Source organism: Streptomyces sp. NPDC049837 (genome assembly GCF_040674455.1).
GTDB lineage: Bacteria > Actinomycetota > Actinomycetes > Streptomycetales > Streptomycetaceae > Streptomyces.
Genome location: NZ_JBFAMP010000016.1, coordinates 1 through 12,397, shown reverse-complemented (window position 1 = coordinate 12,397; position 12,397 = coordinate 1). Strand labels below are relative to the sequence as shown.

Genomic DNA, 12,397 nt, shown 5'->3' with positions numbered 1-12,397 from the left:
GTGCCCCGTCGCGGCGGAACTCGCGTTCACGGCGAGCGATCTGGCACAGGTGCGGTTCGCCGTCTCGCCGATGTGGGAGGTCGTCAGCGGCTTCCGGCTGCTGCGCTCCGGGTCCGCGCACCCGGTGCACCTGCCCTGGACGAGGCAGGTGCGGCCACGGATCGCGGCCGCCGGCCTGGAGGGCGGGTGGCTGTCCGAGCTGGTTCCCGTCTCCGGGTACGCACCGGATTTCCTGAACCCCGCGCCCAAGGGGCCGGGCCCCGCCCTGGCGGAGGAACTGGCCGCGATCACGGCCACCCCCGCCGACCGCGTACGCCACGACCTCGACCACCTCCGCTACCACCAGGGGCGCCTCGGTCCCCGCCTCCAAGCCCTGTACGCCCAGCCGCATGCCCGGCTCGGGCAGGTCGCGCAGGAGATCGAGACGTACTGGAATCTGGCCTTGGCCCCCTACTGGGCGCGCGTGCAGGGCGTGCTGGACGCCGATGTCTTCCACCGGACCCGCCAGTTCGCCGAACACGGCGCCGCCCATCTCTTCAACCACCTGCACCCCTCGGTGAGCTGGGACGACAACGCACTGCGGCTCGTGCGCAGGCAGCGGACGCTGTCACGCGACACGGCCGGTTCGGGGCTACTGCTGGTTCCCTCGGTCTTCAAGGGGCCGGGCCTGTCCACCCGCGTGGCACCGCCGGACCCGCCGCAACTCGCCTATCCGGCACGCGGAACCGGCTCGCTGTGGCACCCACGCGCCACTGCCGCGACCGCCGCGCTCACCGCCGTACTCGGGCGCACCCGGACCCTGCTCCTGACCGAGTTGCACACCCCGGCCTCCACCACCGAACTGGCCGACCGCACACGGCTCTCCCCCGCCCGGGTGTCCCAGTGCCTGACCGCACTGCGCGACGCGGGCCTGGTCAGCGCACACCGAGCCGGGCGCCGCGTCCTCTACGCACGCACCGCCGTCGGCGAGGCCCTCCTCACCGCCACCACCCCCTAGCGCGGCAACCAGCGACACAACACCCACCGCCTGATCCGACCGGCGCGGGCGGTGTGGGCGACGTGGGGTCTGCTGTCAGCGAATCCCGCTGGGCGCCCGGTGTTCACGGTGGTTGGTTGTCCGGATGGAGATGCTGATTCTGGGCGGGACGGCGTGGGTCGGCCGGGAGTTGTCGCGGCAGGCGGTCGCGCGCGGCCATCGGGTGACGTGCCTGGCGCGCGGTGAGAGCGGAGCGGCCGCGAAGGGAGCGAGGCTGGTGGCCGCCGATCGGCGCGACCCTTCGGCGTACGAGCCCCTGCTCGACCGCGCATGGGACGCGGTCGTCGAGGTGTCGTGGCAGCCGGGTTTCGTCCGCGAGGCCCTCGACGCGCTGGGCCGCGGGGCCGGGCACTGGGTCCACGTCTCCTCCATCAGCGCCTACGCCTCCCACGCCACGCCCGGCGCGGACGAGTCCGCGGGCCTCCTCGCCCCCATCGGCGCGAGGGAGGCCGACCGCACGGTGTACGGGGAGGCGAAGGTGGCCTGCGAGCAGGCGTCGGCCGGTGTCGTGGGTGACCGGCTCCTGATCGCCCGCCCGGGTCTCATCGGCGGTCCGGGTGACCACAGTGGGCGCTCCGGATACTGGGTGGCTCGCGCCGCGCGCGATCCGCGCGGGCCGATGCTGGTTCCCGGCACGCCCACCATGCCGACGCAGGCGGTCGACGTCCGGGACCTCACCGCCTGGCTGATCAACGCGGCCGAGACGGGGCTCGTCGGGACGTACGACGCCGTGGGCCCGGTCGTCCCGTTCGGCGAGTGGATTGAGCTGTCCCGCGCGATCGGCGGGCACACCGGTCGGGTGGTCGCCGCCGACTCCGCATGGCTGCTCGCGAACGGCGTGGCCGAGTACATGGGCGCCGAGTCGCTGCCGATGTGGGTGGTCGAGCCGGGGTGGGAGGGCTGGTCGGCCCGGGACGGGTCTGCCGCGCGCTCCGCGGGGCTCCGTCACCGGCCGCCGGCCGAGCTGCTGGCCGATACGCTGCGCTGGGAGCGCGAGCAGGGCCTGGACCGGGCGCGGCGTGCGGGGCTCAGCGCCGGGCGCGAGCGCGAGTTGCTCGAACTGCTCGAATCGACCGGATCGACCGGATCACTCGGATCAACCGGATCAACCGGATCGCTCAACTCGCCGGAGGTCAGCGGCTGACGGCTGCGGCCAAGCGGGCCGAGCCCGTCGTACGTGTCGTACGTCTCGTCGATCACGGCCGAACGGACTTGCGTGCACCGGTGGTGGGCGTGATGGGATGAGTCGATGCGACCCCCCACACGCATAGCGACGCATCCCCGTAATCCCTATGAAGAGCTGGCCCAACTGGCCGATCCGGAGCCGGAGTTCGACGTACCGTCGGCGCGGCCACGCACCGGGTCGACAGGCCTCGGCATCCCCTCGGACGACGACGAGGAGGACTGGTCGCCGCCCAACCACCGCGGCAGGAGCCGGTTCGCAGCCGTTCCCGTCGTGGTGAAGCTCACCGTCACGGTCGTCGTCGGCGGTTTGCTGTTCGTGGCCGGTGACCGGCTGGCCGTGGCGTACGCCGAGGAGAAGGCGGAGGACAGGATCCAGCAGTCGCTGGGCCTCGCCGCCAGGCCGCAGGTCGACATCGAGGGGTTCCCCTTCCTCACGCAGGTCCTGGGCAAGCGGATCCACACGGCGGACGTCACCGTGCCCGACGTCGCCGCGGACAAGGTGTCCCTGGCCGAAGTGCACGCGACGGCCACCGACATACGTATCGTCGGCGACCTGCCGGCCTCGGTCGAGGGCGCCGTGATCGACCGGATGGACGGCGACGTGCTGCTGTCCTTCGACGACCTGAACCGTGAACTGGGCGCGTCCCACGTCAGGTTCAGCAGCGCCGGCGGTGACGGCATCCACATCCTCGGCACCCTGCCGGTCGGCGGCCGCGAGGTGAGCCTGCGCGCCGAGGCGCACGTCAGGAGGGACGGGGACCGGGCGGTGTCCACGACCGTCGAGAACATGCGGCTGGACGTCGCCGGGCTCTTCACCTACCGCCCGGGCCATGACCCCGCCACCTCCGGTCTGCGTCTGCACCCGCAGGCCGCCCGTCGGATCAGCCGCGAGGCGGCCGACCTCAAGGCGCTGCTCGCCGTGCCCGCCATCGCGGAGCGCCTGGGGCTTCCCCGGTCGCAGATCGACCGCGCGCTGCGCGGCGAGAAGGAGCTGAGCCGGCTGACCGGTTCACCGCTCTTCCTCCAGCGGTTGATGAAGGTCAACCTGGTCGATCTGGTGGCCGATAACCCGTGGCTGCTGGAGAAGGCCGGGATCGATCCCGGTCTGATCGGCGCCCTGCTGAAGCTCCGGCCGCCGGAGCTCGCCGACCGCTTCTCCCTCTCGTTCGAACTGCCCAGGTCCGCCGGGGACGTACGGCTCCGCCACGTCGGCGTGGAGGGCTCCGGGATCCGCGTCGGTCTGACCGGTACGGGCCTCTCCTTCGGCAAGGGGAAGAAGGCGACGGCGGCCGGGCCGTCCGGAAGCATCCGTCCGGAGGCCTCCACCGGGCAGACACGGGGCCGTTGACAGCGCGCTGGCGCCCGGCCGGTGGCCAGTGGCCGGTGTGCCCCGTCACCGGCCCCCGCCACCGGCCCCCGGCCCCCGGCCGTCCCCCGGCCGACCCCCGGCCGTGACACCGCGGCGCGATCCGGCTTATCCACAGGAAGACGCGACCCGAACGGGAGTGCCCGACGGGCCTGTTATCTTTACGTTACATCGCGGGCGTCACGCTCAGTCATGTTCTGGGGTGCGCTTTTGTGATGGCTTCATCGCGCCGGTAACTCCGATGCCGGACCGGATGCCCTCGGCTGTCCGCGGGCCCGGGCCGCAAGTCATGGCTGGACGGGGATGACCAAGCACATCGACCACAGAAGAGTCGCGGAGGCGTTGCGCACCGCGGCGAGGCCCCTGACCAGGGCCCGCGACAAGCGGCGGAAGGCAGGCGCCTCGCGGCGCCTCCGCCGGCCCGACTACCCGAGATCAGGCAGGAGCGGCTGGCGCCGGTGGATCCCGTCCTGGCGCCAGACGCTGGGCTCGTTCCTGATGACCGTGGCTGCCCTCGCGGGGATCGTGGCCATCGCCTACGCACGCACCGAGATCCCTGAGGACCTGAACGGGTTCGCCACCCAGCAGGACAACGTCTACTACTGGGCCGACGGTTCACCGATGGCCCGCACCGGCTGGGTCAGACGCCAGGAGATGCCCCTGGACAAGATCCCGGAGCACGTCCGGTGGGCCGTGCTCGCCGCCGAGAACGCCGGCTTCTACTCCGACCCCGGCGTCTCGGCGAGCGGCGTGACACGGGCCCTGTGGCGGACGATCGGCGACGGCGACACCCAGGGCGGGTCCACGATCACCCAGCAGTACGTCAAGAACGTCTACCTCAGCCAGGACCAGTCGTTCTCCCGCAAGTTCACCGAGGTGCTCCTCGCCGTCAAACTGGACCGGCACCACAGCAAGGACCAGATCCTCGAGGACTATCTCAACACCAGTTGGTTCGGGCGCGGTACGTACGGTCTGCAACGCGCCGCCCAGGCCTACTACGGCAAGGACGTCACCCAGCTCAACGCCAGTGAGGGCGCCTTCCTCGCGGCCCTCCTCAAAGGCGCCTCGCTCTACGACCCCGCCGTCTCCCCCGCCAACCGCACACGCGCCGTCGAACGGTGGGCGTGGACGCTGGACCGGATGGTCGAGATCGGCAAGCTCTCCCCCGGGGAACGCGCCCGTTACACCACGTTCCCCGAACCCAGGGTCCCGACCACACCCAGCACCGCCGGCGGGCAGAGCGGCTACCTCGTGGAGCTGGCCGAGACGTACGCGAAACGCGTGGGCCGCATCAGCGACGCACGGTTCGACCTCGGGGGCTACCAGATCTACACGACCTTCGACAAACCGCGCACGACCGCCCTCACCAAGGCCGTCAACGACGCGCGCGCCACGCTCGACCCGAAGAACCGCGACGCGGACCGGTACGCCCGGTTCGGCGCCGCCTCGGTCGCCCCCGACGGCCGCATACTCGCCGTCCACGGCGGACCGGACTACCAGAAGCAGGCCTTCAACGAGTCCAACGCCGCCACCGTCCCGGCCGGCACCGTCTTCACGCCGTTCGTCTACGCCGCCGCCCTCGAACACGGCGTCCAGCGCAAGCGCGGCGGCCCTCGCACCCCGGTCGCTCCCACCAGCGTCTACGACGCGAACAACGGCGTGCCCCTGCTGACGCCGGAAGGCCCCTACTGGGACCGCGCCGGAAAAATGGTCAAGGCCACCAACCTCGACGGGCGCTCCCACGGGCGCATCAGTCTGCGCCGGGCCATGGCCGAGTCGGCCGACGCGCCCTTCCTCCAGCTCGGCATGGACGTCGGTCTGGAACGGGTGCGCAGCACCGCCCAGTCGGCCGGACTGCTCGGCTCCAGCTTCGGTCCCCCGGTGCCCGGCTTCGCCCTCGGCGACTCCACGCCGAGCGCCATCCGCATGGCCAGCGCGTACAGCATGTTCGCGGCCCACGGCACGCACACCGAGCCGTACTCGGTGCTGCGCGTCACGCACAACGGCGACCCCGTTCCCCTGGCCGCACCCCGCAAGAAGCGCGCCGTGAGCCCCAAGGTCGCCGACCAGGTCACCGACGCGCTCTCCCGGGAGACGGGCGGGGGCGGGGGCAGGGCCGCGGTCAAGGCGGGAGGCACCCGGGACGACACGGCACGCTGGTACGCCGGTTATACGGCCACGGAGGCCACAGCCGTCGTCGTCTACCGCATGGACCTCACCAAGAGCCTCGCGCCGCTGCCCCTCAAGGGCCTCGGCGGTGACTCCACGGCCGGGCCCGACCACCCGGCAGCAGGCATCTGGAACCAGTACACGCACGCGGTCAACGGCGCCTCCGGCCGTGCCGCGTCGCACGAGCGGGGGAAGACACGATGATCCGGAACAACCCGGCCGTGCGGCGCCTGCGGGAACGCACGACCACCCGCGGCCTCGCCCTCGGTGTCGCCGCAGTCCTCATCGCGACCGGCGCGAGCCTGGTCCCGCTGGTGACCGGCGGCGGCGCACCGGACGACGGACTGGCGGCGTCCGCCGACCGCAGCTCCGCGCCCGCACCACGCCCCACGGCCGGGCACAAGGGCGGCAAGGACAAGCGGAACGAGGAGGAGTGGGACGGCCGCGTCAGGGTCCTGGGAGACGGATCGACGTCGTACACCGGTCCGCAGCCCGGGCAGTTGAAGCCGGAGCGGCTCAAACCGGGCCAGCGCCCGCCCCAGTTCGTCGTCTTCTCCTGGGACGGCGCGCTTGAGGGCGACGACCGGCTGTTCTCCCGCTTCCGCCGCGTCGCGCGGGAGAGCGGCGCCCACATGACGTTCTTCCTCACCGGCATCTACCTCCTGCCGAAGGAGAAGAAGGGCCTCTACCGGCCGCCCCAGCACGGCACCGGGGCAGCGGCGATCTCCTATCCCACCCGTGAACACATCCGCACCACCCTGGAACAGCTCGGCAAGGCGTGGAAGGAGGGCCACGAGATCGGCTCGCACTTCAACGGCCACTTCTGCGGGGCCAAGGGCGGTGGTGACTGGAGCGCGGCGGAGTGGACCAGCGAGATCGACCAGTTCTACTCCTTCGTACAGAACTGGAAGACGAACACCGGTTTCACCGGCCTCGACCCGCTGCCCTTCGACCCGACCCGCGAGGTCGTCGGCGGACGCGCGCCCTGCCTCGAAGGGCAGAAGACGCTCATACCGGCGTCCAAGCCCTTCGGGTGGCGGTACGACGCGAGTTCCTCGGGCGACTTCCAGATCTGGCCGTCGAAGAAGGGCGGCGTGTGGGACCTTCCGCTCCAGATGCTGCCGTTCCCGGGCAAGGACTTCCAGGTGCTGTCCATGGACTTCAACTACCTCTACAACCAGTCCAGGGGACTCACCAAGGGCGATCCGGCGAAGTACGCCACCTGGCGAAAGCAGACGCGCGACTCCTATCTCGCCGGCTTCGAGCGGGTCTTCCACGGCAGCCGCGCGCCCATGTTCGTCGGCAACCACTTCGAGGACTGGAACGGCGGCATATACATGGACGCGGTCGAGGACGTGATGCGCGACGTCTGCCCGCGCAAGGAGGTCCGCTGTGTCTCCTTCCGTGAACTGACCGACTGGCTCGACGCCCAGGACCCCAAGGTCCTCGCGCAGTGGCGCACACTCGATCCCGCTCAGCCCGCCGGCTGGTCCTCCGTGGGGAGGTGATCCACCGCCCGCACCAGCCGGGCCGCGGGCTCCGGCCGGGCCGCGGGCTGTCGGCGCCTCCTACGATGTCCGCGGACGAGGGGAGGATCCATGGGGGTCGGGGACGGGGCCGGACACGGCATCGGCGACGGGATCGAGGGCGGGGCCGGCGCCAGGGCCGGAGGCGGCGTCGGGGGCGGGTGGGACGCGAGCGGGCGGGCCCACCGGAGGCAGCGGTGGTCGGCCAGGGCGTCCCTGGCGGCCGTGGCGCTGGCGGCGCTGCTGCCGCTGGTGTACGGGGGTGTCGGCGGCGTGCTGCTGCTCCTGGCCGGGGCGGCGGGCATGGCCGTCACGGCGTCCGGCCTGTGGTGGACGCTGACGCGGCGCGGCCCGGCCCGGGTCGCGGCGGCGGCACTCGCGGTGGCGGCGCCCGTCGCCGTCGTCGTCATGTTCGCGGCCGCCAACCTGCTGTGGGTGGTCGTGGTGTCCCTCTCGCTGTGGGTGCTGGCGGTCTGGGCCGGCCGGTACGCGCTGCGGAGCACCGGCCTGCGTACCGTACGGGTGAAGGAGCACCGCACGCCGCCACCACGGCGGCCGTTCCTGGTGATGAACCCGCGCTCGGGCGGCGCCAAGGTGGAGCGGTTCGCCCTCAAGGAGAAGGCCGAGGCGCTGGGGGCGCGCGTCGTGCTGCTCGACCCGGACAAGCCCCAGGACGTCACGGAGCTGGCCCGGCGGGCGGTGGCCGAGGGCGCCGATCTGCTCGGGGTCGCGGGCGGCGACGGCACACAGGCGCTGGTGGCGGCGGTCGCCGCCGAGCACGGACTGCCGTTCCTGGTCGTCTCGGCGGGCACCCGCAATCACTTCGCGATGGACCTGGGCCTGGACCGCGACGATCCGGCCGCCTGCCTGGGCGCCCTGACCGACGGGGTGGAGCTCCATGTGGACCTCGGCTTCGCCGGCGGGCACCCGTTCGTCAACAACGTCTCCTTCGGTGTGTACGGGGCGGTCGTGCAGAGTCCCGCGTACCGGGACGACAAGGTGGGTACGGCGCTCGACCTGCTGCCCGACCTGCTCACCGGGCAGAGCGGGCCGCGCCTGACCGCCCGCGTCGAGGGCACGACGCTCAGCGGCCCGCAGGCGGTGCTCGTGAGCAACAACCCCTACCGCCGGGACGATCCGGCGGGCCTCGGCCGTCGTGAGCGTCTGGACTCCGGTGTCCTCGGCGTCCTGGGCATCCGGGTGGACAGCGCGGCGGAGGCCGCCGCGCTCCTCCTGGACCCCGAGGCGGGCGGGCTGACGGTGCTGACGGCCCGTGAGGTGGTGGTCGAGGCCGACCGCCCGGCCATCGAGGTCGGTATCGACGGTGAGGCGTTCGTCCTGCCCGCCCCGGTCCACTGCCGCATCGCGCCCCGGGCGCTGCGCGTCCGTGTTCCCCGGCTGCGGCCCGGAGTCCCCCAGGTCCAGCCCCGGGTCGACTGGCGCCGACTGCGCAAGCTGGCCGCGGCGGTGGGCCGCACGGCGGTCACCGGCCGTCCGGTGGGCGGCGCGGGCGGCGCGGGCGGGGCCCGTGGGACAGGTGGTGGTGCCGGTGGGGCGGGTGGTGCCGGACGGCCCTGGTAGAGGCAGGCCGCGGTCCGGGCGCCGCATGACACCGGGCAGCCGTACAGCGCGATCGGAACGGCCCGTATCGGCCGGTATCGGCCCCGGCGGTGCCCGCGCCGCCGGTAGCGTCGGTGGCGTGCGCGAGCGGGAAGGGGCGGCGATGGTCACCGTGGTGGGGTTCCGGCTGGGGAACGGCAGCCGGCACGTGACGGCGGTGGTGACGGATTCGGGGCGGCTGCACCGCGCTCACGGTCCGTACGGTGCCGTGGGCCGGGCTTCCCGGCCGGACAGCCCGGTCGGCGAGAACCCCGTCCACCGTCAGGTGGCGACCTTGCGGGGGACCTTCGCACGCGGTACATGACCAAGGGTTACGCGTACGAGTTGATCACCGGCGCGTGCGTCCGGCTGCCGCTGGAGGAGCCGGCGCCGCAACGCGTTCCGGGGTGCCCGCGCGACATCGAGCGCCCCTGGCCAGACGTGTTCCGGGCGTTCGGCGAGGCGGTGCCGGCCGAGCCGTGCGGGAGCCCGGAGGACGCGATCCACGACTTCTACACCAGGATCGGTGCGCCGTTCCGCCCCCCGGCACCTCGACCGGCTGACGCGGAATCAGCCCACGACCGGGCTCCCCCGCCGCGTGGCGGCGTTGCGGCGCCTTCTGGCCGACGGCTCGGCCGTCAGTTCCCCGCCCCGGCTGTCGGTCGGCTACACGGTCACCGCCGACGACGTACGTCTCCACGTGGGCCGCGCCGGGGAGAGCCTGCGGCGCCAGGACGTGGTGGAACTGCGCGCGGCGCTCAGCGCATGGCTGCACGTGAACTCCACCGAGTAACGAAATTGGAATTCCATTACCGTTGACCGGAATTACCTCTTGCCCTCGGGTGACCGGCGCGGGATACCAACCCCATGACGGAGTCGCCCTCACCGAGCCGCCGCAGCGTACTCGCCGGTCTGAGCAGCGTGCCCCTCACAATGGGAGCTCTCACGTCCGGCGGCAGACCACCCTCCGCCAACAGACCGGGACAGCCGCGCACCACCCTGCTCCGCGGCGCGGAACTGATCCTCACCATGGACCCGGACGCGGGCGAGGGGCCCCTGGGTGCCGTGCGCCACGCCGACGTGCTGATGCGGCACGGCAAGATCGCCGCCGTGGGCCGGCGGCTGCCCGTACCGCCGGAGGCGCGGGTGCTGGACGTGAGCGGCCGGATCGTGCTGCCGGGATTCGTGGACATTCACAACCACCTCTGGCAGTCCAGCATCCGGGGCGGATGCAGCGACCAGGACCTGTACGGGTGGCTGGCGTCCTGCAACAGCACGACGCTCGCGAAGATCGACCCCCGGGACATGTACCGCTTCGTCCGCCTCGCCGCACTGGACGCGCTCCAGGCGGGCGTCACCACCGTCGTGGACTGGGTGCACCCCATCCCGTACGAGACGACCGAGCGCTACATCGGCGCGCTGGACGACTCCGGGCTGCGGTTCGTGTACGCGATGATGCAGACCCCGGCGAACGCCGGTCTCGTCCCCCGGGTGAAGAAGGAACTGCTCGGCCCGCTGCCGCTGGCGTCGGCCCAGGTGTCCGTCCACGCGGGCATGGCGGGCGTGGACCGGCTGCGCCGGTTCAGCGAGATCGCCCGTGACCTCGGGGTGATGCTCAACTCCCACGTCCTGGAACACCACAGCGACCGTGGCGACGACCCGATCCGCGCGCTGCGCATGGCGGGGTCCTTCGGGCCGGATCTGCTGATGAACCACGCGATCCACCTCACGGACGACGAGATCGCGCTGGCCGCCGGGCACGATGTCCGCGTGGCCCACTGCCCGTTGAGCAACATGCGGCTGGCCTCGGGCATCATCCGGCTCCCCGCGCTGCACGCGCGCGGGGTGAAGGCGGGTCTTGGTCATGACGGGGGAACCAATGACACGTCCGACATGTTCAACGTGATGAAGGCGGCCCTCGGCCTTCAGCGGGCGCTGCACCAGGACCCCCGGGTGCATCCGACGATTCCCGCCGTACTGCGCATGGCGACGCTCGGCGGCGCCGAGTGCATCGGCATGGCGGACCGCATCGGTTCCCTCACCCCCGGCCGGTGTGCGGACGTGGTCGTCCTGGACCCCGGCACCCTCAACTTCGCCCCGCGCATCGACTGGACCAGCCAGATCGTGCTCAACGGTCAGCCGCCCAATGTCAGTCACGTCTTCGTGGACGGCCGGCTGCGCAAGGCGGACGGTCAACTCCTGGACGTCGACACGGACTTCGTCATCCGTGAAGCCGAACTGGCCGCCGTCCACCTCCGCGACACCCTCTGAGCAGATCACGCACCGGCTCACCGGGCCCCTAAGGCCCGTCGTTTGGATCACCTGGTAGTTGGCCAAGGCTGCTGACTGAAGAGTCGATCGCGGTGCCGATTTTGGCGTGCGCGTCGGCGTGGAGGACTTCCACAAGGCTCACTGGATCAGTTCGATGTGGGGGTGGGACGGGTCCACCGGGCAGACGTGGAGCTGGAGGTTGTATCCGCCGACGATGTCGATCAAGGTGAAGTTGCCGTTCCGGGCGCCCAGGGGAGGCGGGGACGGGTTCGTTGGTTCCTCCTCCGGGATCCAGGTCCCACTGCCGCCGTCCCATTCCAAGGAGGCGATGGTGAGGAGCGGGACCTGCTCGGTGCCGCACTCGGGACAGGGGCGGGGCTTGGGGTCGGTGAGGCTCCAGCCTGTCCAGCCGCCGGTCTTCCAGCCGGGAGCGGTGGAGAGGTTGTTCAGGTAGAGCTCGCCCGGGTCGTCCGCGTACGCCTGGTACCGCTCGGGGTCGATTGTCTGCCAGCGGCTCTCGTCGTCCATCTGGTCCTGAAGCTCATTGCTCAGTTCCGAGGGGTGGGGGAATTCGGTGACCTGCTCGGGTGAGAACAGGCACGGCTCCGGGAGGTAGCAGTCCTGCTGGATGATGGGTGGCTTTGGCGGTGCGTCGAGGACGTCGGTGACGGTGGCGGAGGTGCGCCAGAAGAGGGCAGTCTTCGGGTGGGCCATCTCGTGGTCGAAGGGGCACCACAGGACCTGGAGGAGGTCCGCGTCGGTCGGGCGCGGGAAGGGGATGTCGCGAGCGTAGAGCTGGGCGACGGGGAGGAGGGGGATCGGACCGTCGAACCACGGGCGGTCCGCGAGCCGCTCCCAGGTCGCCCGTTCCTCGGAAGTCCACTGGGGCGCCTCGGGATCGAGGCGCCGCCGCTCGGCTGCTGTGGCACGGTCCTGACGGAGGAGCCGGACGTCGTCCGGGGAGTGGACCACCGGCGCCGCGTGCCTGTTGTGCGGCTCATCGCAGTACGGCCACGGCTCGTCGGCGGGCCACAGCAGCGGCCCGCCGACGGAACTGTCATGCACGGTCGGCGACCCGGGGCGCGGGTGCAGCCGGGTCGCCGTGCGCGCCAGCGGGGCCAGATGAGGGAACAGCGCGGTGATGTCGAACGGCCGCGGCGGGGTGGTGAATATGGCGTTCATGGCGGTGATGCTGCCAGCAGCGTCTGACAATGGGTGCACCGATCCACGTCAGCTGACACTGCG

The 12,397-nt window shown here is 71.9% G+C and carries 9 protein-coding genes; 8 read left to right on the top strand and 1 reads right to left on the bottom strand.

Translation table 11 applies throughout. The features are described from left to right. Positions 1–49 precede the first annotated feature (49 nt). From AB0J57_RS31865 to AB0J57_RS31830, 8 genes are all read left to right on the top strand, one after another. Positions 50–997 (top strand): DUF5937 family protein, encoded by a 948-nt coding sequence (locus AB0J57_RS31865; RefSeq protein WP_366131851.1) that lies wholly within the window; start codon positions 50–52, stop codon positions 995–997. A 124-nt stretch (positions 998–1,121) separates the two neighbouring features. Beyond that, positions 1,122–2,180, top strand: a complete 1,059-nt coding sequence (locus tag AB0J57_RS31860; RefSeq protein WP_366131850.1) for an NAD-dependent epimerase/dehydratase family protein — start codon at positions 1,122–1,124, stop codon at positions 2,178–2,180. A gap of 105 nt (positions 2,181–2,285) precedes the next feature. Beyond that, complete coding sequence (locus AB0J57_RS31855; protein ID WP_366131849.1) at positions 2,286–3,569, top strand: DUF2993 domain-containing protein; 1,284 nt, start codon at positions 2,286–2,288, stop codon at positions 3,567–3,569. A 321-nt stretch (positions 3,570–3,890) separates the two neighbouring features. Then, positions 3,891–5,960, top strand: a complete 2,070-nt coding sequence (locus AB0J57_RS31850) for a transglycosylase domain-containing protein (protein WP_366131848.1) — start codon at positions 3,891–3,893, stop codon at positions 5,958–5,960. Then, positions 5,957–7,264 (top strand): hypothetical protein, encoded by a 1,308-nt coding sequence (locus AB0J57_RS31845; protein WP_366131847.1) that lies wholly within the window; start codon positions 5,957–5,959, stop codon positions 7,262–7,264. The genes AB0J57_RS31850 and AB0J57_RS31845 overlap by 4 nt, the downstream gene beginning before the upstream one ends. A 90-nt stretch (positions 7,265–7,354) precedes the next feature. Beyond that, entirely contained in the window at positions 7,355–8,863 is a 1,509-nt protein-coding gene (locus AB0J57_RS31840) for a diacylglycerol kinase family protein (protein ID WP_366131846.1), read from the top strand. A 544-nt stretch (positions 8,864–9,407) separates the two neighbouring features. Beyond that, the gene (locus AB0J57_RS31835; RefSeq protein WP_366131845.1) at positions 9,408–9,674 is read left to right on the top strand and encodes a hypothetical protein; all 267 of its coding nucleotides are present in this window, start codon (positions 9,408–9,410) and stop codon (positions 9,672–9,674) included. A 140-nt stretch (positions 9,675–9,814) separates the two neighbouring features. Continuing rightward, on the top strand, positions 9,815–11,152 hold the full coding sequence (locus AB0J57_RS31830) for an amidohydrolase family protein (RefSeq protein WP_366131844.1): 1,338 nt from the start codon (positions 9,815–9,817) through the stop codon (positions 11,150–11,152). Between the two features lie 138 nt (positions 11,153–11,290). Here the strand turns inward: AB0J57_RS31830 and AB0J57_RS31825 are convergent, their stop codons facing one another. Further along, the gene (locus AB0J57_RS31825) at positions 11,291–12,334 is read right to left on the bottom strand and encodes a hypothetical protein (protein WP_366131843.1); all 1,044 of its coding nucleotides are present in this window, start codon (positions 12,332–12,334) and stop codon (positions 11,291–11,293) included. Positions 12,335–12,397: the final 63 nt, after the last annotated feature.

Coding starts and splice junctions, on each gene's coding strand:
- AB0J57_RS31860 (WP_366131850.1), top strand. CDS start 1,122: ATGGAGATGCTGATTCTGGGCGGGACGGCGTGGGTCGGCCGGGAGTTG.
- AB0J57_RS31850 (WP_366131848.1), top strand. CDS start 3,891: ATGACCAAGCACATCGACCACAGAAGAGTCGCGGAGGCGTTGCGCACC.
- AB0J57_RS31845 (WP_366131847.1), top strand. CDS start 5,957: ATGATCCGGAACAACCCGGCCGTGCGGCGCCTGCGGGAACGCACGACC.
- AB0J57_RS31825 (WP_366131843.1), bottom strand. CDS start 12,334: ATGAACGCCATATTCACCACCCCGCCGCGGCCGTTCGACATCACCGCG.
- AB0J57_RS31855 (WP_366131849.1), top strand. CDS start 2,286: ATGCGACCCCCCACACGCATAGCGACGCATCCCCGTAATCCCTATGAA.
- AB0J57_RS31840 (WP_366131846.1), top strand. CDS start 7,355: ATGGGGGTCGGGGACGGGGCCGGACACGGCATCGGCGACGGGATCGAG.
- AB0J57_RS31830 (WP_366131844.1), top strand. CDS start 9,815: ATGGGAGCTCTCACGTCCGGCGGCAGACCACCCTCCGCCAACAGACCG.